We start from the raw sequence: 22,070 nt of genomic DNA on the forward strand, positions 1-22,070 counted from the left end.
CCGACGTCCTCTACCACGCACTCCACACCGACCACCACCACTTGACATAGAAGCTTCTTCGGCGTCGCTTCGCGATGGGCTCCGCCCACCCTTGACCCGGTGAGCCAACCGCTAAGGCAGCTGGGGATCGACGCGGGGGTGGGTGTGGGCGGTGGGGCCGCTCGCTTCGCGTCGCCGGGTGTCCGTGTGTGGTGGGCCTGCCGCTCGGCTTTTGTAGCTCTGTCAGGCGTTCAGGACTGTGCCGATTTCCACTGCGGCATCCTGTCCGTAGGCCTCCGCGATGCGCTTGAGGCCGTTCGCCTTGTCCAGGTGCCATTCCTGCGTGCCGATGGTTTCCAGCACCAGCACGGCGATGAGCGATCCCAGCTGCGCTGCCCGTTCCAGGCTCAGGCCACCGTGCAAACCGGCCAGGAAGCCTGCCCGGAAACCGTCTCCGACGCCGGTGGGGTCGGCTTTCGTGAGTTCCGGGACCGCGTCGATGTGCAGTGTCTCGGTGGGGCTGACGATCTCCACACCCTTTTCGCCGAGGGTGGTGACCCTCAGGCCGACGTGGTCCAGCACCTCGTCCTCGCCCCAGCCCGTCTTCTGGCGGAGCAGCTCCCACTCGTAATCGTTGGTGAACAGGTACTTCGCGCCCTCGACGAACGTGCGCGCCTGTTCCCCGTCCATCCTCGCCAGCTGCTGCGACGGGTCCACCGCGAACTCGTAGCCCCGCTGGCGGCACTCCTCCGCGTGCCGCAGCATGCCCTCGGGATCGTCCGGGCTGATCAGCACCAGGCCCAGCTCACCGACGCGGTCGGCGATCGGGCCGAGTTCGATGTTGCGGGCTTCGGCCATGGCACCCGCGTAAAACGTCGCGATCTGGTTGAGGTCTTCGTCCGTCGTGCACACGAACCGGGCGGTGTGCGCGACCTCCGACACCAGCACGCCGGACGTGTCGACACCGTGCCGCTCCAGCCACGAACGATAATCCGCGAAATCTTCCCCCACCGCGCCGACGAGCACCGGCCGCACGCCGAGCACGCCCAGGCCGAAGGCGACGTTCGCCCCGATGCCACCGCGCCGCACCACGAGATCGTCGGCGAGGAAGCTGAGCGACACCCGGTGCAGCTGGTCGGCGATGAGCTGGTCCGCGAACCTGCCCGGGAAGTGCATCAGATGGTCGGTGGCGATACTGCCCGACACCGCGATCCGCGCGTTGGATGGCACCAGTGCTCCCTGCTCTCGACACACGTGACGGCGCCGAAGTTAGCCCGTCAGAGTTAAATCGCCGCCGCGGGTCGACCCTACCGCCAGGTAAGGGTGTCGCACCGGGGGCCAGCGGCCTTAGCGTCCCCGATGTGCCCGTTAGGACAGAACCGGAAACCCTCGCCGACCTGATCGGTGACTGCGCCGACATCCCCGCCGAGCTGCGCGAACAGCACCGGCCCGTGCCTCCTCCGCCCACCCCACGGGGCTGGGCCGTCGACGAGGCGTGCCAGGCGCAGGTCGCCGGCCTGGACGGCTGAAAGACCCTCCGGCGGACACAAAGAACGGGCGCGGGCCACGTGCAGAACGTGGCCCGCGCCCGCCCAAAAACCTCAGGCGCCGCTCCGTCAGTGGAACGAGTCGCCGCAGGCGCAGGAACCCGTCGCGTTCGGGTTGTCGATCGTGAAGCCCTGCTTCTCGATGCTGTCGACGAAGTCGATCACCGCGTCCTGCACGTACGGCGCGCTCATCCGGTCCACGGCCACGCGCAGCCCGTCGAAGTCGCGGAACAGGTCGCCGTCCAGCTCGCGCTCGTCGAAGAACAGCTGGTAGCGCAGGCCGGCACAGCCACCGGGCTGGACGGCGATGCGCAGGTGCATGTCGTCGCGGCCCTCCTGCTCCAGCAGCGCCTTCGCCTTCGCCGCGGCCGCGGCGGTCAGGCTCACGCCGTGGGTGGCCTCGGTCTGCGGGGCGCCGGTCTCAGCGGTCGTCATGGCTCTCCCTCAGGTGTTGCTCTGTCGCGGGTACGGATGCCTCCTGCAACCAGTCAACATCGCCCGTCCCCGTCTTGTTCCACGCCGGGGCGTTCGGCAACCATCGTCCCACATCTCACGACCGGGGGAACAGTTCCGCCGGTGCCTGCAATATCCTGGTCCCGTGAGGTTCCTACGCCGCAGTGGCACGACCACCGAAGACAGCCCCGAGACCGAGGCCGCCGAGGTGGCCGAAAGCGTCGAATCTCACACCCGGGGCTACACGCCGGGCAAGGGACGGGCGACGCCGAAACGCCGGGAGGCCGAGGGCAAGCGCCGCGGCCCCGTCGCGCCGCCGCCGCGCACCACGCGTGAGGCGATGAAGCGCAACCGCGAGCTGCGCAAGTCCAACCCGCAGACCAAGGAAGAGCGCCGCGCCGCCGCCAAGGAGCGCCAGGCACGCATGGCCGCGGGTGACGAGCGCTACCTGCTCCCCCGCGACAAGGGCCCGGTCAAGGCGTACGTCCGCGACCTCGTCGACTCGCGCCGCAGCCTCACCGGGCTGTTCATGCCGCTGGCGATCGTGGTGCTGCTCATCATGTTCTCGCCGTTCCCGCTGCTCCAGCAGTACGTGACGCTGATCTGCATGGTGCTGCTCGTCGGCATCGCGTTCGAGGGCTTCCTCACCGGCCGCCGCGTCGCGCGCCTGGCCCGCGAGAAGTTCCCCAAGGAAGCCATCAACGGCCGGTCGCTGGGCTGGTACGCGTTCGTGCGCGCGAGCCAAATCCGCCGCCTGCGCATGCCCAAGCCCCGCGTGAAGCCCGGCGAGACGGTGCCCGACCCGAGGTAGTTAGTTAGCGAGACGAAAGAGCTACGCTGGCGGCATGGAATTCCGTCGTCTCGGCCGTAGCGGGCTCTCCGTCAGCGAGATCGCCTACGGCAACTGGCTCACCCACGGCTCCCAGATCGAAGAGGAGCAGGCCCAGGCCTGCATCAAGGCCGCGCTCGACGCGGGCATTTCGTTCTTCGACACCGCCGACGTCTACGCGAACACCGTCGCGGAGTCCGTGCTCGGCCGCGGGCTCGCCGGGCAGCGGCGCGAGAGCCTGGAGATCGCGACCAAGGTCTACTGGCCGACCGGCCCGAAGGGGCCCAACGACCGCGGCCTGAGCCGCAAGCACATCATCGAGTCCTGCAACGCGTCGCTCAAGCGCCTGCAGACCGACTACGTGGACCTCTACCAGGCACACCGCTTCGACTTCTCGGTGCCGCTGGAGGAGACGTTCCTCGCCTTCGCCGACCTGGTCCGCCAGGGCAAGGTGCTCTACGTCGGTGTCTCCGAGTGGACCGCGGAGCAGATCACTCGCGGCGCCGAGCTGGCGCGCGAGCTGAAGGTGCCGTTCGTCTCCAACCAGCCGCAGTACAACATGCTGTGGCGCGTCATCGAGCCGCAGGTGATCCCGGCCTCCGAGCGCGAGGGGCTGAGCCAGATCGTCTGGTCGCCGATCGCGCAGGGCGTGCTCACCGGCAAGTACAAGCCGGGCCAGGCGGCGCCGGCCGGTTCTCGCGCCGCGCACGAGGCGACGGCTCAGTCGGTGCAGCGCTACCTGCGTGACGAGGTGCTGGAGCGCGTGCAGAAGCTGGAGCCGCTGGCCGCGCAGGCCGGGCTGTCGCTCGCGCAGCTCGCCGTCGCGTGGGTGCTGCAGAACCCGAACGTCGCCTCGGCGATCATCGGCGCCTCCCGGCCCGAGCAGGTGCACGAGAACGTCAAGGCCGCAGGCGTCAAGCTCGACGCCGACCTGCTGAAGGCGATCGACGAGGTGCTCGACGGCGTCGTCGAGGACGACCCGCGCCTCACGCAGAGCCCTCGCTGAAAGTAGCTAGCCCAGGACCTGCCCCGCGACAACGAGGTCGTGCGGGTAGGTCACCTTGAAGTTCCGCTCCTCGCCGGGCACCCAGTGCACCGGCAGGTCGGAGAAACGCTCCATCACCGACGCCGTGTCCGTGCCCTCGAACCCCTCGCGGGCGGCCTGTTCGTAGGCCGCGAGCAGTGGTGCCGCCCGGAAACCCTGCGGTGTCTGCGCCCGCACGACGCGGCCGCGCGGCCGCGGGCCGAGTGTCTTGCCGTCTCCGGCGAACACGTCGTCCGCCGCCAGGCCCGGCATCGCCCCGCCGTGCTCGCGCGCCACGCGCAGGACCTCCGTGATCAGCTTCGGCGTGACCAGCGGACGGGCGCCGTCGTGCAGGAGGACGGCGTCGACCGAGCCGTCGGCGATGCGGTTTCCCAGGTGCCGCAAGGCGTTCAGCTCGGACTCCTGGCGCGTGCCGCCGCCGTGCACGACCTCGACGGGCACTTCCTGGTCGGCCAGCACCTCCTCGACGAGCTCCGCGTCCTGCGGGCGCGTGACCAGTACCAGCACCCCGATCCCGGGCACCGCGGCGAACGCCGACAGCGACCACGACGCGATCCGCCGTCCCGCCAGCGGCAGGTAGACCTTGTTGAGGTGCGCGCCCACGCGCGTGCCCGCGCCGCTGGCCAGTACCACTCCGGCCGCCGAAGGTTCTGTCACGGTGCCGAATCGTAGGCGCTAGGTTGACGTCGTGAGTCGACCCGCGTTCACCGACGTCCCCCAGCCCGACGAAACGGCCCGTGCCGAGGCACGGCGCCGGCACGCGACGCTCCTCAAGCCCGTCGAATCGCTCGGCAGGCTGGAGGAACTGGGCGCCTGGATCGCGGCGTGCCAGGGCGTGTGCCCGCCGCGGCCGTTCAAGCGGCCCCGGGTCGTGATCTTCGCCGGGGACCACGGGATCGCGGCGAAGGGCGTCTCGGCGTACCCGCCGGAGGCCACCGCGCAGTTCGTGGACGCGCTGCTCAAGGGCAACGGCGTGCCCAACGCCCTCGCGGAGGTCGCCAACGCGGGGCTGCGGGTCGTGGACGTCGCCGTGGACGCGGACACCGCCGTGCAGGAGTTCAAGGTGCGCCGCGGTTCCGGGGCCATCGACGTCGAGGACGCGCTGACCGACCAGGAGATCGAGGCCGCGCTGCGGGCGGGCGTGGAAGTCGCCAACGCGGAGGTCGACGCGGGTGCGGACCTGCTCGTGGCCGGTGACCTCGGGGTCGGCATCAGCACGCCGTCGGCGGTGCTGATCGCCGCGCTGACCGGCACCGAGCCGGTGGCCGTCGTCGGCAGGGGCTCGGGGATCGACGACAACGCGTGGATGCGCAAGGCCGCCGCGATCCGTGACGCGCTACGCCGCGCCCGCTCGGTGCTGTCCGACCCGCTCGCCCTGCTGCGCACGTCGGCGGGGGCCGACCTCGCCGCCATGACGGGATTCCTCGCGCAGGCCGCCGTGCGCCGCACGCCGGTGCTGTTGGACGGCCTCGGTTCGGTGGCCGCCGCGCTCGTCGCCGAGGAACTGGTGCCGAACGCCCGCTCGTGGTGGATGGCGGCCAGCCGCTGCGCGGAGCCCGCGCACGACCTCGCGCTGGAGCACCTCGACCTGAAACCGGTGCTGGACCTGAACATCCGGCTCGGGCAGGCGGCCGGGGCGCTGGCCGCGCTGCCGCTGCTGACGATGGCCGTGCGCCTGCTCACCGACGTGGCGACTTACGACGAGGCCGGGGTCGCCCCGCCGCAGTAGTCTGGGCGGGGACGGAAGGGGGCTGCCATGCCCGAGCAAGACCCCGACTACAGCGAATCCGGGGTGCCCAGCTTCGACTATGTCCGCGACCGCATCGAAGGCCGCTTCGCGACCGCGGCCGGTGCGACGGAACTGGCCGGGGAGACGCCGGAAGCCCAGTCGCTGGAAGAACGACTCGCCGACCGCGACCGCGCCGCGCGCGACAAGCTGGCGGAGATCCGCCGCTCGCTCGGCAAGGAGTGACGGAAGGCCGCTCGCGTAGGGCAGCGGCTCCGACAGGCGGAGCCAGCTGAACACCGCTCCACGGACCAGAAGGCCGCCGCCACCGAGACGGCCGCCCGGCAACGGGCGGCGCCAGCCGACCACGCCACCACCCGCCGAAAAGCCGCCGCCGACCCGCCCCAACGCGAAAGGCCGCCGCCCCTGCCGGGGACGGCGGCCTTCGCGGTGGACAGCGTCAGGACAGCGGGTGCATCCAGCCGTGCGGGTCTGGGCGGGTGCCCTCCTGGATGCCGATCAGCTCTTCCCGCAGCTTCATCGTCAGCTCGCCGGGGTTGCCGCCGTTGACGAGGAACTCGCCGCCGGCGTGCTTGACCCGGCCGACGGGCGTGATCACGGCGGCGGTCCCGCACGCGAACACCTCCGTCAGCTCACCGGAGGCGGCGTCCTTCTCCCACTCCTCCGTCGAGATGCGGCGCTCCTCGACCTCGTGCCCGAAGTCGGCGGCCAGGCGCAGCAGCGAGCTGCGGGTGATGCCGGGCAGCAGCGAACCGCTCAGCTCGGGCGTGACCACCCTGGCGTCGGCACCGGAGCCGTAGACGAAGAACAGGTTCATCCCGCCCATCTCCTCGACCCAGCGCCGCTCGACCGCGTCGAGCCACACCACCTGGTCGCAGCCCTCCTGCACGGCCTGCGCCTGCGCGAGGAACGAAGCCGCGTAGTTCCCGGCGCACTTGGCCGCACCCGTGCCACCCGGCGCGGCACGCACGTACTCCGTGCTCAGCCACACGCTCACCGGCTTGACGCCGCCCGTGAAGTACGAGCCGGCGGGCGACGCGATCAGCGAGTACAGGTACTCGTCGGCGGGCGCGTTCACGCCCAGGCCCACGGACGTCGAGATCATGAACGGCCGCAGGTACAGCGTGTCACCCGTGCGGGTGGGCACCCAGCGCCCGTCGGCGGCGATCAGCTCGTGCAGCGAACCGAGGAACAGCTCGTCCGGCAGCTCGGGCATCGCCAGCCGCCGCGCGGAATCGCGGAAGCGGGCCGCGTTCGCCTCCGGCCGGAACGCCGAGATCGAACCGTCCGGCTGGCGGTACGCCTTGAGGCCCTCGAAGATCGCCTGCCCGTAGTGCAGGACCGACGTCGCGGGGTCGAGGGTGACCGGCTCGTACGGCCGCAGCCCGGCGTCGTGCCAGCCCTGCTCGGCGGACCAGCGGACGGTGACCATGTGGTCGGTGAAGTAACGACCGAAGCCCGGCGCCGCCAGTACCTCCGCTACACGCTCCGCGGTGGCGGGAGACGGGTTCGGGGTACGGGTGAAGGGCAACGTGGTCGTCATTGCCACAGGATATCCTCTAGTCGGACGTCCGAGAATGTCCTCCTGCCCTAGGATTGCCCGGGTGACGGAAAACCGTGTGTCCGCCGGTGTCGGCTCCGATGTCCGCGCCCTGGTGGCCGCCGCGCTGCTCACCTACAGCTGCGGCGTGCTCCTGCTCGTCGGGTACCTCCTGCTGACCGTGTTCGGCGCGATCCTGGCCGCGGTCGGGGCGGTGTTCGGCGTCATCTGGTGGCGCAAGGTGCACGACGACCAGTTCTTCCCCGCCGGGCTGTCGACGAAGTCGGTCGTCACGCTCGTGGTGGTGGGCGGCGTGCTCACGCTGCTCGCGGCGCTGCTGGCCGCCTGACCACCAGTACTCCGAGCGCGAGCACGGCCAGCGCGAGCAGCAGGTCGAGCCCGGGGAACCAGGCGAGCAGCGTGATCGCGAGAGCCGCGCTGACGACCGAGCGCGCGTGCGGCAGGGTCAGCAGGCTCGTCACGAGCACTTCGGCCAGTGCCAGCGCCGCGGCGACGAGCAGTGCCTGAGCGGGAGTGAGGAACACCGCGCCGGCCGCGGCGAGCAGTCCACACAGGAGCGAACCGGAGGGGCGTGGCAGTGCGCCGCGTGCGCCGGTGAGGGCGCCCAGCGCGGCGGGCACAGTGGCGATCACGACGATCCCGGCGAGCAGGGGTTCGATGGCCTGCCCGTCGACGGCGGCGAGCAGGTCCCGCAGCGGCGCGTCCGACAGCCCGAGCCGGACCGGGCCGAGCTGGTGGAGCGCCACGGCGCAGAGGACGGCCGCGACGACCACGGTCCCCGCGAGCCACCGGTCCGGCTTCTGCCTGGTGAGCAGCGGGAACAACACGGCCGCGGCGGCGAAGATCCCGGCGAACCCCGGACCCGAACCCACGCCACGCTCGGGCGCGATGGCCAAGCACAGCGCGACGAGCCCGGCCGCGCCGACCAGGAGGATGCCCAGCACCCAGCCCCGGACGAACCTCGGCAGCACGGCCCCGGCCCCATCCCCAGCGGCGACGATCACCACGACGGCGAGCGCCACCGGCACGCGGTACTGCGGCAGGAGGTAGGTGCCACAAGCGGAGGCGAACACCGGCACGAGGGCGAGCCGGGCGACGGTCCGGGCGGCGGTGAGGAGCGGGACCGCCCGCGGGGGGAGGTGGGTAGTGGCGGAGGGCCGGAAGGCCCGGCGGGCGGCGGGTCGGGGTGGCCGTGGGCCCGCGTCGGAGGGCGGGGGTTCTCGCCGGGCGCCGGAGGCGGGCGGGACTGCGCGCTCGCCGGAGGCGGGGGCCACGGCCTCGCCGGAGGGCGGTGCCAAGGCCTCACCGGACGGCGGTGCCTCTCGCGCCAGGCCGGAGCCGGGCGGGAGCGGGCCCTCATCGGAGGGCGGTGCGTCCGTCGGGGGTTCGTCACCGGCCACCCGGCGGGACAGGCGCGACCCCAGGCCCAGGCGGGCCAGCACCCTCGCGGCCGAGGGCCGCGTCGGGGTGCCGGGGCCAGCCGCAACACCACCAACACCACCCACCGCCACCCGGGGTGCGCACAGCGCCAGCAGGCCCGCCACCAGCGCGCCCGCCGGCAGCCACCACCCGCCGCCCGCCGCGCCCAGTGCCAGTGCGATCCCCAGCCCGGCAGCCAGCCGCACGGCCCATCACCTGCCTTTCTTGCCCCTCGATCGGCTCAATTAGCATGGCAAACGAAAATCCCACCGTCCGAACGCGCGCGAGGAGCCACCAGTGACCGTGCCGAAGTTTGCCCTGTACGAGAACACCGAGACGGCCCTGGGCAAGAGCAAGGCCGACGTGGTCGTGATCGGCACACTCCAGGGCGAGAAGGCACCCGTCCTCGCGCCCGGCTCCGAAGCCGTCGACGCCGCCTTCGACGGTGGGCTCGCGGGCCTGCTGTCCACTCTGGGCGCGACCGGCAAGGCCGAGGAGATCGTCAAGCTGCCGACGCTCGGCAAGCTCACCGCCGGCGTCGTCTACGCCGTGGGCCTCGGCAAGCCCGGCGACGACGGCACCGTCACCCCCGAACAGGTCCGCCGCGCCGCCGGGGCCGCGGGCCGCGCACTCGCCGGCACGGCCCGCGCGCTGTTCATGCCGTCCACCCTGGACCTGCAGGCCGCCGTCGAAGGCCTCGCGCTGGGCGCCTACAAGTTCACCGAGTACAAGTCCGAGCCCGGCGACGCCCCGGTGTCCGCTGTGGACTTCGTCCAGCCCGCCGACGGCACCGGCCGCGCGCACAAGGCCACCCTCAAGGCCGCCACCGCGATCGCCGAGTCCGTGATCATCGCGCGGGACCTCGTCAACACCCCGCCGAACGACCTGTTCCCCGCGTCCTTCGCCGACCGCGCCCGCAAGCTCGCCGAGGCCAACGACCTCGACTTCGAGGTGCTCGACGAGAAGGCGTTGAAGCGCAAGGGCTTCGGTGGCATCCTCGGCGTCGGCGGCGGCTCCTCGCGGCCGCCGCGGCTGGTGCGCGTGTCCTACAAGGGGCCGAAGGCCGCCAAGAAGATCGCGCTCGTCGGCAAGGGCATCACGTTCGACTCGGGCGGTATCTCCATCAAGCCCGCGGCCAACATGGACCACATGACCTCCGACATGTCGGGTGCCGCCGCGGTGCTCGCGTCGGTGGTGCTGGCCGCGAAGCTCAAGTACCCGCTGGAAGTCACCGCGCACATCCCGCTCGCCGAGAACCTCCCGTCCGGCACCTCGTACCGCCCCGGCGACGTGCTGCACATGTACGGCGGCAAGACCGTCGAGGTGCTCAACACCGACGCCGAAGGCCGCCTCGTGCTCGCCGACGCGATGGTCCGCGCGGCCGAGGAGAACCCGGACTACCTCATCGAGACCTCGACCCTGACCGGCGCACAGGTGGTGGCGCTGGGCAACCGCACCGCCGGGATCATGGGCTCCGACGAGTTCCGCGACCGGGTCGCCGCGATCGCGCAGGCGACCGGCGAGGGCGGCTGGCCGATGCCGCTGCCCGAGGAGCTGCGGGCCGACCTCGACTCGAAGCTCGCCGACCTGGCGAACGTCACCGGCCACCGCTGGGGCGGCATGCTCGCCGCCGGCCTCTTCCTGCGTGAGTTCGTCGCGGACGGGCTGCCCTGGGCACACATCGACATCGCGGGCCCGGCGTACAACACGGGCGGCGCGTGGGGCTACACCCCCAAGGGCGGCACGGGCCTCCCGGTCCGCACGATCGCCGCGGTGCTCGCCGACATCGCCGCGAACGACTGACCCGCGGTGTGGCCCCTCCGCCGGGGAAGGGCCACACCGATTGACTTTCGATAGATTCCGAGCGACACTCGATGCATGCTCGCCGTTCGCCGCGTGGTCGTGCCGCTCCGGATCTTCCTCGTCCTGCTGTTCGCGATCCTGGTGGTGTTCCAGACGCTGTCGCTGCCGGGGAAGTTCGCGTACGAGGCGAGGGAATCGCCGGACCAGGCGTACCTGCGCTGGCCCGAGACGGCGGTGTCGGTGTTCTGGGTGCTGTGCGTCCAGGTGGTGATCGTCTGCACGTGGCGGCTGCTGTCGCTGGTGAAGGAGGACCGCATCTTCAGCGAGGGCGCGTTGAAGTGGGTGGACGCGATCGTGGGAGCCATCGCCGCGGCGTGGCTCGTGCTGCTGGGCGTGTTCGTCTACGTCGGCCTCGTCGCCGACGACCCCGGAGCACCCCTCCTGCTGTTGCTGCTGCTGGTGGGCGTGACCGTGCTGGGGCTGCTGATGGTGGTGATGCGGGCGCTGCTGCGCCAGGCGACCACGCTGCGCACCGAGCTGAACGCGGTGATCTGAGTGCCCATCGTGGTGCGGATCGACGTGCAGCTGGCCAAGCGCAAGATGAGCGTCGGGGAGTTCGCCGAGCGCGTCGGCATCACACCCGCAAACGTGGCCGTGCTCAAGAACGGGCGCGCGAAGGCCGTCCGCTTCAGCACGCTGGAGGCCATGTGCCGGGTGCTGGAGTGCCAGCCCGGCGACCTCCTCGAGTGGGTCGAGGACTGACGCGCGTCAGCCCTGGGCCCGCTTCTGCCGCTGCGTGTACTCGCGCATGCGCTTGGGGTAACCGATCTTGGCCACCTCGTACACCGGGATGCCGCGTTTCCGGCCGAAGTTCTGCGCCGCGTCCAGGCTGCCGATCCGCCGCCGGGTCCACTCGCCGTCGTGCGCGACCAGCACGATGGTGGTTTCGGTCACCGTGGTGCGGGGCTCCACGTAGGCCTCGACGCCCCGGCGGGCGGCTGCCCACTCCTCCAGGTGCCGCGTGTCGTCCCCGCTGGCCCCGCGCAGCGTGCCAGCCCTGCGCTTCCTGCGCAGCGAGTCGAACAGACCCACCCTCGACCACCCCATCTCCGACCGGTCCCACCCGCCATTATCCGGGCGTTCCGCGATGCGCCCAGCAACACACCCGGCTACCTCGCAACTCGCGAGTCCGTAGTGACAAGATGATGAGGGTTGCGACGTAACACCACGTTGAACCGGATGAAGACGAGCATCACCGACGAGCTCCTCGAGGAGAAGTGAAGTGAGCGACGCTGGCGCCGACCTGGTGATCCTTGGCGGCGGATCAGGCGGCTACGCGGCGGCCTTCCGTGCCGCCGAGCTGGGCCTTTCCGTGACCCTGATCGAGAAGGACAAGCTGGGCGGGACGTGCCTGCACCGCGGCTGCATCCCCACGAAGGCGCTGCTGCACGCCGCGGAGGTCGCCGATTCGGCGCGCGAGGGCGAGCAGTTCGGCGTCAAGACGATCCTCGAGGGCATCGACATCGCGGGTGTCCACAAGTACAAGGACGCGATCATCTCGCGGCTGTACAAGGGCCTGCAGGGCCTGGCGAAGGCCCACAAGGTCAACCTCGTCGAGGGCACCGGCACGTTCGTGGGCGGCACCACCGTCGAGGTCGACGGGCAGCGCTACACGGGCAAGCACCTGATCCTCGCCACGGGCTCGTACTCGAAGACCCTGCCGGGCCTGGAGCTGGGCGGCCGGTTCATCGCGAGTGAGGACGCGCTGTCGCTGGACTACATCCCGGAGAAGGTCGTCGTGCTGGGCGGCGGCGTCATCGGCGTGGAGTTCGCCAGCGTGTGGGCCTCCTTCGGGGTGGACGTCACGATCGTCGAGGCGCTGCCGCGGCTCGTGCCCGCCGAGGACGAGTTCGCCTCCAAGCAGCTGGAGCGCGCGTTCCGCCGCCGCAAGATCACCTTCAAGACGGGCGTGAAGTTCACCGGCGCGAAGCAGGACGACAAGGGCGTCAGCGTCTCGCTGGAGTCCGGCGAGACCATCGAGGCCGACCTGCTCCTCGTCGCCGTCGGCCGCGGCCCCAATACCGCGGGCCACGGCTACGAGGAGGCCGGCGTCAAGATGGAGCGCGGGTTCGTGCTCACCGACGACCGGCTGCGCACCAACCTCCCGAACGTCTACGCCGTCGGCGACATCGTCCCCGGCCTGCAGCTCGCGCACCGCGGCTTCGCGCAGGGCATCTTCGTCGCCGAGGAGATCGCCGGCCTGCAGCCGCGCGCGATCGACGAGTCGGGCATCCCGCGCGTCACCTACTCCCACCCGGAGGTCGCCTCCGTCGGGCTCACCGAGGCCGCGGCCAAGGAGAAGTACGGCTCCGGGGTCACCACGTTCACCTACGACCTGGCGGGCAACGGCAAGAGCCAGATCCTCAAGACCTCCGGCGCCGTGAAGCTGGTCAAGGCGCCCGACGGCCCGGTCGTCGGCCTGCACATGGTGGGCGACCGGGTGGGCGAGCTGATCGGCGAAGCCCAGCTGATCTACAACTGGGAGGCGTTCCCGGAGGACGTCGCGCCGCTGATCCACGCGCACCCGACCCAGACCGAGGCCCTCGGCGAAGCACACCTTGCCCTCGCCGGCAAGCCGCTGCACGTGCACAGCTGACGTACCTGGGCAAGACGACAGACCACAGCAACAAGATTCAAAGGGAGTCAGCGAACGATGGCCTACTCCGTCACACTGCCGGAGCTCGGGGAGAGCGTCACCGAGGGCACCGTCACGCGGTGGCTTAAGCAGGAGGGTGACACCGTCGCGGTCGACGAGCCGCTGCTGGAGATCTCCACCGACAAGGTCGACACCGAGGTACCGTCGCCGGTCGCCGGCACGCTGCAGCGGATCGTCGCCAAGGAGGACGAGACCGTCGAGGTCGGCGGCGAGCTCGCCGTGATCGACGACGGCACCGGCGGGAGCAGCGACTCCGGCGGTGACGTGGAGAGCGCCCCGGCCCAGCCGGAGGCCCAGCCCGAGCCCGAGCAGCAGTCCCAGGAGGCCGCCCCGGCGGCGCAGGAGTCCGCGCCGCAGGCGCAGCCCGCGCCGGGCGGGTCCGCGCAGGGCACCCCGGTGACCCTGCCGGAGCTGGGCGAGAGCGTCACGGAAGGCACCGTGACCCGCTGGCTCAAGCAGGTCGGCGACACGGTGGCGGTGGACGAGCCGCTGCTGGAGATCTCGACGGACAAGGTCGACACCGAGGTGCCCTCGCCGGTCGCCGGCACGCTGCTGGAGATCAGCGTGCAGGAGGACGAGACGGTCGAGGTCGGCGGGCAGCTCGCCGTCATCGGTGACGCCTCCGCCGCGCCCGCCCCGAAGGCCCCGGAGCCCCGGCCCGAGCCGCAGCAGCAGGCGCCCGAGCCCAAGCCGGAACCGAAGCCCGAGCCGAAGCCGGAGCCCACCCCGCAGCCCGCGGCCGCCGCCCCGGCGCCGCAGGCCCCCGCTCCGCAGGCGCCCGCGCCGAAGCCCGCGGCTGAGCCGCAGGACAACGGCAACGCCCCGTACGTCACGCCGCTGGTCCGCAAGCTCGCCACCGAGCACGGCATCGACCTGTCGACGCTGACCGGCAGCGGGGTCGGCGGCCGGATCCGCAAGCAGGACGTGCTCGCGGCGGCCGAGGCCAAGCAGAAGCAGCAGCAGGCCGCGCCAGCCCCGGCGGCGAGCGCCCCGGCTCCCGCGGCCCAGCGCCCGAGCGCTCCGGCCGCGGAGGAGTCGGCGCTGCGCGGCACGGTGCAGAAGGCCAGCCGGATCCGCCAGGTCATCGCGCAGCGCACCCGCGAGTCGCTGCAGACCTCGGCGCAGCTGACCCAGGTGTTCGAGGTGGACGTCACCAAGATCGCCCGGCTGCGGCAGCAGGCGAAGGCCGCGTTCCAGGAGCGTGAAGGCGTCAAGCTGACGTTCCTGCCGTTCTTCGCGAAGGCGACGGTCGAGGCGCTCAAGCAGCACCCGAACATCAACGCCTACCTCAACGAGGACACCAAGGAGATCACCTACTTCGGCGAGGAGCACCTCGCCGTGGCGGTCGACACCGAGCGCGGCCTGCTCTCCCCGGTGATCCACAACGCGGGCGGGCTGAACCTGGCCGGGCTCGCCAGGGCGATCGCGGACGTCGCGTCCCGCACGCGCGCGAACAAGATCAAGCCGGACGAGCTGTCCGGCGGCACGTTCACCATCACGAACCTGGGCAGCAACGGCGCCCTGTTCGACACGCCGATCATCAACCAGCCGCAGTCCGGGATCCTGGGCGTCGGCGCGGTGGTGAAGCGGCCGGTCGTGGTGACCGACGCCGAGGGGCAGGACACCATCGCCATCCGGTCGATGGCGTACCTGGCGCTGACGTACGACCACCGCCTCATCGACGGTGCCGACGCCGGCCGGTTCCTGACCACGATCAAGCACCGCCTCGAGGAAGGCCACTTCGAGGACGAGCTGGGTCTCTGACGTCCCACCGGAAAGGGGGCGTGTCGTCGGTGACGGCACGCCCCTTTTCCTGTCTCCGCCTAAGCTGAGGCCATGCGTGTCCTCGTCGCGGGTTCCCGCGGGCTCATCGGTACTGCCCTGGTCTCGGCGCTGCGGGAGGCCGGGCACGAGGTGCGGCGGCTCGTGCGCGGCAGCGGTGAGTACACGTGGGACCCGCCGTCGGGCCGCATCGACGAGGCCGCGCTCAAGGGCGTGGACGGCGTGGTGAACCTGTGCGGGACGCCGCTGGTCGGGCGGTGGAGCGCGGCGCGCAAGCAGATGATCGCGGACAGCCGGATCGAGCCCACCGAGGTGCTCGCCGAGGCGGTCGCGGAGCACCGGATTCCCGTGCTGCTCAACGCATCCGGCGTGCACTACTACGGCGACGGCGGGGACGCCGAGCGCGACGAGACCGCACCCCGCGGCGAGGGTTTCCTGGCGCACCTGTGCGAGGCGTGGGAGGCCGCGACAGCACCGGCCGCGCGGGCGGGTGCGCGGGTGGTGTACCTGCGAACGGGGCTCGTGCTCAGCCGTCGCGGCGGGCTGCTGGGGCCGCTCAAACCGCTGTTCAAGCTGGGCCTGGGCGGGCGGATCGGCAGCGGCAGGCAGTACCAGGCGTGGATCAGCGAGCAGGACGAGGTCGGCGCGATCCGGTTCCTGCTGGAGCACGAAAGCGTGGCCGGGCCGGTGAACCTGGTCGGCCCCGAGCCGGTGACCAACGCGGAGTTCACCAAGGCGCTCGGGCGGGCGCTGCACCGGCCCGCGCCGTGGTGGGCTCCCGCCGCGGCGCTGAAGCTCGCGCTCGGCGAAGCCGCGGACGAGCTGGCGTTGTCCTCGGTGCGTGCGGTGCCTTCGGTGCTGCGGCGGGCGGGTTACCGGTTCACACACTCCACTGTGGACGAAGCGATGGCGGCGGCGCGGTGATCCGCGTGCTCGGCGCCGGGCTGGGTTTCCTCGGCCTGTTCGTCGCGCTGGGCATCGCCGTGGCCCGGCACCCGCTCGCGGTCGACCTCGCCGTCACCGGCGCGTTCCAGGGCTGGTGGCGGGGACCGGTCGGCACGGCGACCTCGGTCGTGAGCAACCTGGTCGGCCTCGTGCTGCCGGCCGCGGTGATGCTCGGCGTCCTCGTCGGCGTGGTGCTGGCGTGGTACCGGGGGCTGCGGGCGGAGGCGTGGGTCGCGGCGCGGGTGCTGGTGGTGTTCGGCGTCGCGCGGCTCACGAGCTGGGTCGGCAAACCGATCTTCCTGCGCGAGCGGCCACGGGAGTACGCGGAGTTCAGCTACCCGAGCGGGCACGTCGTCGCGATCGCGAGCGCGGGGTTCGCGGTGGTGCTGCTGTGCCGGTGGCTCGCGCCCGCGCTGACCCGCCTGGCCCTGGTGGTGTCGGCCGTGGCGACCGTGCTCGTGGCGCTGACCCGCCTGGTCCTCGGCGTGCACTGGCTCAGCGACACCGTGGGTGCGGTGCTCGGCGTGCTCGGCATCGGGCTGCTCGTCGCGGGTGTGCTACGGCTCCTACCGGGACCGGTGTCGGCGTCCGCGCCCGCGGCGTAGCCTCACGGTTGTGAGGATTTCCTGCCGTGCCACCACCGAGCCGGTCGACGTCCGTCCGATCGGCACCATCGACTACCTCGAAGCCTGGGACCTGCAGCGGGAGTGCGCGAACGCACGTGCGGACGGCACCGGCCCCGACACGATGCTGCTGCTGGAGCACCCGTCGGTGTACACCGCGGGCAAGCGGACGCAGCCGGAGGACCGGCCCGCCGACGGCACCCCCGTCGTGGACGTGGACCGCGGCGGCAGGATCACCTGGCACGGGCCGGGGCAGCTCGTCGGCTACCCCATCGTCAAGCTCGCCGACCCCATCGACGTCGTGCACTACGTGCGGCGGCTGGAGGAGGCGCTGATCCGCGTGTGCGACCAGTTCGGGGTGCACACCGGGCGCGTGGAGGGCCGCAGCGGGGTGTGGGTGCCCGCCGACGACCGCGGGCCGGAGCGCAAGATCGCGGCGATCGGCATCCGCGTGCAGCGCGGCGTGACGATGCACGGGTTCGAGCTGAACTGCGACGCGGACCTGAGCGCGTTCGACAAGATCGTGCCGTGCGGCATCCGGGACGCGGGCGTCACGTCGCTGTCCTGGGAGCTGGAGCGGGACGTGACGGTCGAGGAGGCGCTGCCGCTGGCGCGCGACGCCGTGCTGGCCGCGCTCGACGGCGAGCTGGCCGTGAGCGACCGCTGGCTCGCGCGGCCGGAGGCGCCCAGCGCCCCCGGCGTCACCTTCGCACTGCAGTCGTGAAAGGAGGCAGCCCCGCGCAGGGGCCGCCTCCTCCGTGTTCAGGACAGCTGCGGCAGCACGTCCGAGGCGATCAGCTCCAGGTGGGCCAGGTCGCCGAGGTCGAGGATCTGCAGGTACACGCGGGTGATCCCGGTTTCCTCGCGGTAGCGGCCGATCTTGTCGACCACCTCGGCGGGCGAACCGGCCAGCCCGTTCTCCTTCAGCTCCGGCACCTCCCGGCCGATGGCCGCGGCGCGGCGGGACACCTCGGCGTCGTCGGCGCCGACGCAGGCGACCAGCGCGAGCGAGCGCGTGATCTCCTTGGGGTCGCGGCCGATCTCGCGCGCGGCGGCGTCCACGCGCTCGAACTGCGCGGCGGCGGTGGCGGCGTCGGCGAAGGGCAGGTTGAACTCGTCGGCGAACCGGGCGGCCAGCGCGGGCGTGCGCTTCTTGCCGGTGCCGCCGATGATCACCGGCGGGCGCGGGGTCTGCGCGGGCTTCGGCAGCGCGGGCGCGTTCTCCAGGCGGAAGTGCTCGCCGGAGAAGCTGAACGTCTCGCCCTCGGGCGTCTCCCACAGGCCGGTGATGATCTCCAGCTGCTCGCCGTAGCGGTCGAAGCGCTCCTTGGCCGGGGGCAGGTCGATGCCGTAGGCGGTGTGCTCGGCCTCGAACCAGCCCGCGCCGAACCCGAACTCGACGCGGCCGCCGGACATCTGGTCCACCTGCGCGACGGAGATCGCGAGCACCGAGGGGTGCCGGAAGGTGGCCGAGGTGACCAGCGTGCCGAGCCGGATGCGCCGCGTCTCGCGAGCGAGGCCGGCGAGCGTGAGCCACGCGTCCGTCGGGCCGGGCAGACCCGAAACGCCGCCCATTTTCAGGAAATGGTCAGAGCGGAAAAATGCGTCGAACCCGGCGTCCTCGGTCGCTTTGGCGACGCGAAGCAGGTCGTCGTAACTGGCCCCCTGCTGGGGCTCCGTGAAGATCCGTACGTCCACGGAACACACCCTAATCGGTGCGGCGGACCCGCGTGAGGAGCTGGACGATCACGGTCTCGACCTGGGCGCCGACCTTCTTCGGGTCCGGGGAGCTCGCGATTTCCGTCGCGGCCGAGGAAAGGGCGCCGAACAGCAGGCGCGCGGTGATCTCGACCGGGACGCTGTCCACCTCGCCCGCCTCGATGAGGTCCTCCAGGCTCGACCGGATCAGCCCGAAGCTCGCCCTGTCCTCGGCCTCGCGCCAGCGCTCCCAGCCCATGACCACCGGACCCTCGTGGATGGCGATGCGCTGGTACGACGGGTCGAGGCAGCTGGAGATGAACTCACGCAGCCCGGCGAGCGCGCGCTCCCACGGCGGCTCCGGGCCGCGCATGATTTCTTCCAGCCTGCCGAAAACCGCGCTTTCCACCTGTGCGAACGCCGCTTCGAAAAGCGCCTGCTTTCCGCTGAAATGGTGGTACAGCGCGCCTTTGGTCACCCTGGCCCGCTTCGCGACCTCGTCCAGCGACGTGCCCGCGTACCCCCGCTTGGTGAACAGTTCGACCGCGCTGTCCACCAGTGCCGATCGAGTGGACTCCGAATAGTCGAGTCGCCTGGACCGCATTGTCACCACCACCACAGCTTACGCCAGCCCTCCCTTTGACATACCCGTGGTATGTTAGACATACCGACAGTATGGAGCAGACTCGGAGTATGGGGGCTGAACTCATGAGCTGGACCGACTTCCACCGGCGGCGCGAGGTCGCCGACGCGGTGTTGCGGCGGGCCGCGCGCGATCCCCGCGGGCCACTGCCCTTCGCCCAGGTACCCGGCGCACGCGAGCTGTTCGGCACCGAGGAACAGCTCGTGCTCTCGCTGCAGTACCGCTGGAGCCAGGTGCTCGGCGGGCACCTGCGCACGGAGTTCGAAAGCGAGCCCGAGGACCACGTTGACGCGGTCACCCGCGCTTGGCACGAGGCCACCCGCCGGAACCGCACGCTGCGCGCAGTGCTCGACGTCGCCACCGAGCGGCACCCCGCGCTGCGCCGCGTGCAGGAGGCCGAGCAGCGGATGCTCGCCGTCGCCGCGGGGCTGGCCGAGCCCGGCGAACCCGTCGAGGAGTTGACGAAGGTGGGCGCGGCGTTCACCGCGCTGCTGCGGCACGGGCCGGAACTCCCGGCGCCGCGCCGCAACCCGCTGGGCCAGCTGCTGCGCATGCTCGCGCCCACCGCGTGACGTGGTGTCTACTACCCGGTATGCCGTGGACCGAAGCTGACATACCGGACCAGTCCGGCCGCACCGCGTTGATCACCGGCGCGAACTCCGGGCTCGGGTTGCAGAGCGCGAAGGCCCTCGCCGCGAAGGGGGCCCGCGTGCTGCTCGCGTGCCGGTCCGCGGAACGCGGGGCCCAGGCGCTGCGCGCCGTCCAGGAGGTGGCGCACACGGAACCACGGCTGATCACGCTCGACCTGGCGGACCTGTCGTCGGTCCGCAAGGCCGCCGCGGAAGCCCGTGAGGACGGCGCGCTGCACCTCCTGATCAACAACGCCGGCCTGATGGCCACCCCGCACGGCACCACCGCCGACGGCTTCGAGCTGCAGTTCGGCACCAACTACCTCGGCCACGCCGCGCTGACCTGGCTCTTGATGCCCGCGTTGCGCGAAGGCACCGACGCGCGCGTCGTGACGCTCACCAGCATCGGCGCGTTCGGGGCGCGGCTGCACCTGGACGACCCGAACTTCGAGCACCGGCGGTACAACGCCGCCGCGGCGTACGGGCAGTCGAAACTCGCCAACCAGGTGTTCGCGCTGGAGCTGGACCGGCGGCTGCGGGCCGCGGACGAGGACATCCGCAGCGTCGCGGCCGCTCCCGGCTACACGGCCACCGGACTGGGTTCCGCGATGGCCGCCTCGTACTCCAGTTTCCTGGTGCGCAAGGCGCTCGACACCGCGTTCAAGATCGGGGACGTCGTGCTCGCGCAGAACGTGCGACGGGGTGCGCTCCCGCAGCTGTACGCGGCGACGGCACCCGAGGTCAACGGCGGGGACTACGTCGCGCCCAAGACGTTCCAGATGCGCGGGGAACCCGTGATCATCCAGCCCGTGCGCACCGCGCTGGACCGGGCGACCGGGGCCGCGCTGTGGGCGCGGACGGCCGAGTTGACCGGGATCACGCCGGACCCTGCCTGAAGGGTCCGGCGCGTACGCTGGGCACGTGACTGTTGCGCCTGAAGGTCGGAAGCTGCTGCGGCTCGAGGTCCGCAACGCCGAGACCCCGATCGAGAAGAAGCCGTCCTGGATCAAGACCCGGGCGAAGATGGGCCCCGAGTTCACCGAGCTCAAGGGCCTGGTGCGCCGCGAGGGCCTGCACACCGTGTGCGAGGAAGCGGGCTGTCCCAACATCTACGAGTGCTGGGAAGACCGCGAAGCGACGTTCCTGATCGGTGGCGACCAGTGCACCCGGCGCTGCGACTTCTGCCAGATCGACACCGGCAAGCCCGCCGAGCTGGACCGCGAGGAGCCGCGCCGCGTCGCCGAGAGCGTGCAGGCGATGGGCCTGCGTTACTCGACGGTCACGGGTGTCGCGCGTGACGACCTGGAGGACGGCGGCGCGTGGCTGTACGCCGAGACGGTCCGCCAGATCCACGCGCTGAACCCCGGCACCGGCGTCGAGCTGCTGATCCCCGACTTCAACGCCGACCCCGCGCAGCTGGCCGAGGTGTTCTCCTCGCGGCCGGAGGTGCTGGCGCACAACGTCGAGACCGTGCCGCGGATCTTCAAGCGCATCCGCCCCGGGTTCCGGTACGCGCGGTCGCTCGAGGTGATCACGAAGGCCCGCGAGGCGGGGCTGGTCACCAAGTCGAACCTGATCCTCGGCATGGGGGAAACCCCTGAGGAGGTCGAGCCCGCGATGCGTGACCTCGTGAACGCGGGCTGCGAGATCCTGACGATCACCCAGTACCTGCGCCCGTCGGTGCGGCACCACCCGGTCGACCGGTGGGTCAAGCCGGAGGAGTTCGTCGAGCACTCGCGGGTCGCGGAGTCGCTGGGCTTCGCCGGGGTCATGGCCGGCCCGCTGGTGCGCTCGTCGTACCGCGCGGGGCGGTTGTACGCGCAGACGAAGCGGCACCGCGGTGAGCCGCTGCCGGAGAACCTGGCGCACCTGGCCGAGGCCGGGCCCGCTGCGCAGGAAGCCAGCAGCCTGCTGACCCGCTGATCTCAGGGTTCGTCCCCGAAGCCCTCCCCGTCCGGGTTCGCTAGGTTGGACCGTGCGACACCGACAAATCGGACAGGGGGAGCTACAGCGTGATCACCGACATCCTGAACTGGCTGCAGGACCTGCCGCAGCCGGCGCTCGTCGGCGCGACGGGGCTGCTCGTGTTCCTCGAGTGCACGATCGGCCTCGGCTTCCTCGCGCCCGGTGAGTCGGGCCTGCTGATCGCCGCGACGACCGCGCACACCGTGCCCCGGTTCCTGGTCCTGTGGGCCGTGGTCACGGTGTGCGCCACGGTGGGTGACTCGATCGGTTACACGATCGGGCACCGCTGGGGGCCGCGGCTGCGGGAGACGAAGCTGATCCAGAAGCACGGCCTGGACGCCTGGGACAGGGCGACGGGCATCCTGCAGCGGCGGGGCGCGTGGGCGGTGTTCTTCGCGCGGTTCCTGCCGGTGATCAGGACGCTGACCCCGGCGGCGGCGGGTACGTCGGGGCTGCCGTTCCGGAAGTTCCTCCCCGCGGCCTTCGCGGGCGCGATGTGCTGGTCCGCGCTGCACATCAGCATCGGCGTGGCACTCGGTGAAGCTGCGAAGCAGATCGAGAGCGTGATGAACACCGGCGGGCTGATCGTGCTGGGGGTGCTGGTGCTCGTGGGGCTGTTCTTCCTGCACCGGTGGCGGAAGAAGCGCTCCACCCAGGAGACGAAGCAGAAGGACGCGGTCTGAGGG

The 22,070-nt window shown here is 71.5% G+C and carries 26 protein-coding genes; 18 read left to right on the plus strand and 8 right to left on the minus strand.

What is annotated here, in order from left to right; all coding sequences use genetic code 11:
* Window positions 1-222 precede the first annotated feature (222 nt).
* Window positions 223-1,209: a carbohydrate kinase family protein gene (locus ABFX51_RS28460; protein ID WP_346055478.1), complete on the minus strand. Its 987-nt coding sequence runs from the start codon at window positions 1,207-1,209 to the stop codon at window positions 223-225.
* Window positions 1,210-1,340: 131 nt separating this feature from the next.
* Here ABFX51_RS28460 and ABFX51_RS28465 point away from each other — a divergent pair, with 131 nt between their 5' ends.
* Window positions 1,341-1,508, plus strand: a complete 168-nt coding sequence (locus tag ABFX51_RS28465) for a hypothetical protein (RefSeq protein WP_177228537.1) — start codon at window positions 1,341-1,343, stop codon at window positions 1,506-1,508.
* Window positions 1,509-1,595: 87 nt separating this feature from the next.
* On the opposite strand, the gene ABFX51_RS28470 is transcribed toward ABFX51_RS28465, so the two are convergent.
* Entirely contained in the window at window positions 1,596-1,961 is a 366-nt protein-coding gene (locus tag ABFX51_RS28470) for a HesB/IscA family protein (RefSeq protein ID WP_091504361.1), read from the minus strand.
* A gap of 163 nt (window positions 1,962-2,124) precedes the next feature.
* Here ABFX51_RS28470 and ABFX51_RS28475 point away from each other — a divergent pair, with 163 nt between their 5' ends.
* Together ABFX51_RS28475 and ABFX51_RS28480 are read left to right on the plus strand one after the other, a co-directional pair.
* Window positions 2,125-2,790 (plus strand): DUF3043 domain-containing protein, encoded by a 666-nt coding sequence (locus ABFX51_RS28475; protein ID WP_346055479.1) that lies wholly within the window; start codon window positions 2,125-2,127, stop codon window positions 2,788-2,790.
* A 34-nt stretch (window positions 2,791-2,824) separates the two neighbouring features.
* Complete coding sequence (locus ABFX51_RS28480) at window positions 2,825-3,814, plus strand: aldo/keto reductase family protein (protein ID WP_346055480.1); 990 nt, start codon at window positions 2,825-2,827, stop codon at window positions 3,812-3,814.
* Window positions 3,815-3,820: 6 nt separating this feature from the next.
* Here ABFX51_RS28480 and ABFX51_RS28485 read toward each other — a convergent pair whose 3' ends face one another.
* Window positions 3,821-4,486 carry an IspD/TarI family cytidylyltransferase gene (locus tag ABFX51_RS28485; protein WP_346055502.1) on the minus strand — a complete coding sequence of 222 codons (666 nt, stop codon included), beginning with the start codon at window positions 4,484-4,486 and terminating at the stop codon, window positions 3,821-3,823.
* Window positions 4,487-4,541: 55 nt separating this feature from the next.
* Here ABFX51_RS28485 and cobT point away from each other — a divergent pair, with 55 nt between their 5' ends.
* Together cobT and ABFX51_RS28495 are read left to right on the plus strand one after the other, a co-directional pair.
* On the plus strand, window positions 4,542-5,582 hold the full coding sequence (cobT, locus tag ABFX51_RS28490; RefSeq protein WP_346055481.1) for a nicotinate-nucleotide--dimethylbenzimidazole phosphoribosyltransferase: 1,041 nt from the start codon (window positions 4,542-4,544) through the stop codon (window positions 5,580-5,582).
* A gap of 27 nt (window positions 5,583-5,609) precedes the next feature.
* Complete coding sequence (locus ABFX51_RS28495) at window positions 5,610-5,825, plus strand: hypothetical protein (RefSeq protein WP_346055482.1); 216 nt, start codon at window positions 5,610-5,612, stop codon at window positions 5,823-5,825.
* Between the two features lie 214 nt (window positions 5,826-6,039).
* On the opposite strand, the gene ABFX51_RS28500 is transcribed toward ABFX51_RS28495, so the two are convergent.
* Entirely contained in the window at window positions 6,040-7,143 is a 1,104-nt protein-coding gene (locus tag ABFX51_RS28500) for a branched-chain amino acid aminotransferase (RefSeq protein WP_091504366.1), read from the minus strand.
* Between the two features lie 61 nt (window positions 7,144-7,204).
* Here ABFX51_RS28500 and ABFX51_RS28505 point away from each other — a divergent pair, with 61 nt between their 5' ends.
* Window positions 7,205-7,489, plus strand: a complete 285-nt coding sequence (locus ABFX51_RS28505; RefSeq protein WP_245782890.1) for a hypothetical protein — start codon at window positions 7,205-7,207, stop codon at window positions 7,487-7,489.
* Here ABFX51_RS28505 and ABFX51_RS28510 read toward each other — a convergent pair.
* Window positions 7,458-8,786 (minus strand): hypothetical protein, encoded by a 1,329-nt coding sequence (locus ABFX51_RS28510; RefSeq protein ID WP_346055483.1) that lies wholly within the window; start codon window positions 8,784-8,786, stop codon window positions 7,458-7,460. The genes ABFX51_RS28505 and ABFX51_RS28510 overlap by 32 nt on opposite strands.
* Before the next feature lie 91 nt (window positions 8,787-8,877).
* Between ABFX51_RS28510 and ABFX51_RS28515 the strand changes: the two genes are divergently transcribed.
* From ABFX51_RS28515 to ABFX51_RS28525, 3 genes are all read left to right on the plus strand, one after another.
* A complete protein-coding gene (locus ABFX51_RS28515; RefSeq protein WP_346055484.1) occupies window positions 8,878-10,383 on the plus strand; it encodes a leucyl aminopeptidase in 1,506 nt (501 codons plus the stop codon).
* Between the two features lie 75 nt (window positions 10,384-10,458).
* The gene (locus ABFX51_RS28520) at window positions 10,459-10,938 is read left to right on the plus strand and encodes a DUF2975 domain-containing protein (RefSeq protein ID WP_346055485.1); all 480 of its coding nucleotides are present in this window, start codon (window positions 10,459-10,461) and stop codon (window positions 10,936-10,938) included.
* On the plus strand, window positions 10,939-11,145 hold the full coding sequence (locus tag ABFX51_RS28525; RefSeq protein ID WP_091504371.1) for a helix-turn-helix domain-containing protein: 207 nt from the start codon (window positions 10,939-10,941) through the stop codon (window positions 11,143-11,145). It abuts the gene before it with no gap.
* A 6-nt stretch (window positions 11,146-11,151) separates the two neighbouring features.
* Here the strand turns inward: ABFX51_RS28525 and ABFX51_RS28530 are convergent, their stop codons facing one another.
* The gene (locus ABFX51_RS28530; protein WP_091504372.1) at window positions 11,152-11,490 is read right to left on the minus strand and encodes an oxidoreductase; all 339 of its coding nucleotides are present in this window, start codon (window positions 11,488-11,490) and stop codon (window positions 11,152-11,154) included.
* A gap of 175 nt (window positions 11,491-11,665) precedes the next feature.
* Between ABFX51_RS28530 and lpdA the strand changes: the two genes are divergently transcribed.
* The 5 genes from lpdA (at window position 11,666) to lipB (ending at window position 17,173) form a co-directional block, all read left to right on the plus strand.
* Window positions 11,666-13,039, plus strand: coding sequence for a dihydrolipoyl dehydrogenase (gene lpdA / locus ABFX51_RS28535; RefSeq protein ID WP_091504373.1), 1,374 nt, complete (start codon window positions 11,666-11,668; stop codon window positions 13,037-13,039).
* Window positions 13,040-13,096: 57 nt separating this feature from the next.
* Complete coding sequence (sucB, locus tag ABFX51_RS28540) at window positions 13,097-14,863, plus strand: 2-oxoglutarate dehydrogenase, E2 component, dihydrolipoamide succinyltransferase (protein ID WP_346055486.1); 1,767 nt, start codon at window positions 13,097-13,099, stop codon at window positions 14,861-14,863.
* 72 nt (window positions 14,864-14,935) lie between these two features.
* The gene (locus ABFX51_RS28545; protein WP_091504375.1) at window positions 14,936-15,805 is read left to right on the plus strand and encodes a TIGR01777 family oxidoreductase; all 870 of its coding nucleotides are present in this window, start codon (window positions 14,936-14,938) and stop codon (window positions 15,803-15,805) included.
* On the plus strand, window positions 15,802-16,431 hold the full coding sequence (locus tag ABFX51_RS28550) for a phosphatase PAP2 family protein (RefSeq protein ID WP_346055487.1): 630 nt from the start codon (window positions 15,802-15,804) through the stop codon (window positions 16,429-16,431). Before ABFX51_RS28545 ends, ABFX51_RS28550 begins: the two co-directional genes overlap by 4 nt.
* 16 nt (window positions 16,432-16,447) lie before the next feature.
* Window positions 16,448-17,173 (plus strand): lipoyl(octanoyl) transferase LipB, encoded by a 726-nt coding sequence (gene lipB, locus ABFX51_RS28555; RefSeq protein ID WP_177228558.1) that lies wholly within the window; start codon window positions 16,448-16,450, stop codon window positions 17,171-17,173.
* Between the two features lie 38 nt (window positions 17,174-17,211).
* Here lipB and ABFX51_RS28560 read toward each other — a convergent pair whose 3' ends face one another.
* Both ABFX51_RS28560 and ABFX51_RS28565 read right to left on the minus strand, forming a co-directional pair.
* Window positions 17,212-18,147 carry an LLM class F420-dependent oxidoreductase gene (locus ABFX51_RS28560; protein ID WP_346055488.1) on the minus strand — a complete coding sequence of 312 codons (936 nt, stop codon included), beginning with the start codon at window positions 18,145-18,147 and terminating at the stop codon, window positions 17,212-17,214.
* Window positions 18,148-18,157: 10 nt separating this feature from the next.
* Window positions 18,158-18,751 (minus strand): TetR/AcrR family transcriptional regulator, encoded by a 594-nt coding sequence (locus tag ABFX51_RS28565; protein WP_346055489.1) that lies wholly within the window; start codon window positions 18,749-18,751, stop codon window positions 18,158-18,160.
* Between the two features lie 104 nt (window positions 18,752-18,855).
* On the opposite strand from ABFX51_RS28565, the gene ABFX51_RS28570 reads away from it, so the two are divergent.
* From ABFX51_RS28570 to ABFX51_RS28585, 4 genes are all read left to right on the plus strand, one after another.
* Window positions 18,856-19,362: a hypothetical protein gene (locus ABFX51_RS28570; protein WP_346055503.1), complete on the plus strand. Its 507-nt coding sequence runs from the start codon at window positions 18,856-18,858 to the stop codon at window positions 19,360-19,362.
* A 20-nt stretch (window positions 19,363-19,382) separates the two neighbouring features.
* Window positions 19,383-20,315, plus strand: a complete 933-nt coding sequence (locus ABFX51_RS28575; RefSeq protein WP_346055490.1) for an oxidoreductase — start codon at window positions 19,383-19,385, stop codon at window positions 20,313-20,315.
* Window positions 20,316-20,340: 25 nt separating this feature from the next.
* A complete protein-coding gene (gene lipA, locus ABFX51_RS28580) occupies window positions 20,341-21,342 on the plus strand; it encodes a lipoyl synthase (RefSeq protein ID WP_346055491.1) in 1,002 nt (333 codons plus the stop codon).
* Window positions 21,343-21,431: 89 nt separating this feature from the next.
* A complete protein-coding gene (locus ABFX51_RS28585; protein WP_346055492.1) occupies window positions 21,432-22,067 on the plus strand; it encodes a DedA family protein in 636 nt (211 codons plus the stop codon).
* The last annotated feature ends 3 nt before the right edge of the window (window positions 22,068-22,070 follow it).

Source organism: Amycolatopsis dongchuanensis, assembly GCF_039542405.1.
Lineage (GTDB): Bacteria > Actinomycetota > Actinomycetes > Mycobacteriales > Pseudonocardiaceae > Amycolatopsis_E > Amycolatopsis_E sacchari.

What these genes read in the sequence shown, in the direction of transcription:
- ABFX51_RS28470 (WP_091504361.1), bottom strand. Translation starts at nt 1,961, where the DNA reads ATGACGACCGCTGAGACCGGCGCCCCGCAGACCGAGGCCACCCACGGC.
- ABFX51_RS28480 (WP_346055480.1), top strand. Translation starts at nt 2,825, where the DNA reads ATGGAATTCCGTCGTCTCGGCCGTAGCGGGCTCTCCGTCAGCGAGATC.
- ABFX51_RS28495 (WP_346055482.1), top strand. Translation starts at nt 5,610, where the DNA reads ATGCCCGAGCAAGACCCCGACTACAGCGAATCCGGGGTGCCCAGCTTC.
- ABFX51_RS28500 (WP_091504366.1), bottom strand. Translation starts at nt 7,143, where the DNA reads ATGACGACCACGTTGCCCTTCACCCGTACCCCGAACCCGTCTCCCGCC.
- ABFX51_RS28520 (WP_346055485.1), top strand. Translation starts at nt 10,459, where the DNA reads ATGCTCGCCGTTCGCCGCGTGGTCGTGCCGCTCCGGATCTTCCTCGTC.
- ABFX51_RS28530 (WP_091504372.1), bottom strand. Translation starts at nt 11,490, where the DNA reads ATGGGGTGGTCGAGGGTGGGTCTGTTCGACTCGCTGCGCAGGAAGCGC.
- sucB (WP_346055486.1), top strand. Translation starts at nt 13,097, where the DNA reads ATGGCCTACTCCGTCACACTGCCGGAGCTCGGGGAGAGCGTCACCGAG.
- ABFX51_RS28545 (WP_091504375.1), top strand. Translation starts at nt 14,936, where the DNA reads ATGCGTGTCCTCGTCGCGGGTTCCCGCGGGCTCATCGGTACTGCCCTG.
- ABFX51_RS28565 (WP_346055489.1), bottom strand. Translation starts at nt 18,751, where the DNA reads ATGCGGTCCAGGCGACTCGACTATTCGGAGTCCACTCGATCGGCACTG.
- ABFX51_RS28570 (WP_346055503.1), top strand. Translation starts at nt 18,856, where the DNA reads ATGAGCTGGACCGACTTCCACCGGCGGCGCGAGGTCGCCGACGCGGTG.
- ABFX51_RS28575 (WP_346055490.1), top strand. Translation starts at nt 19,383, where the DNA reads ATGCCGTGGACCGAAGCTGACATACCGGACCAGTCCGGCCGCACCGCG.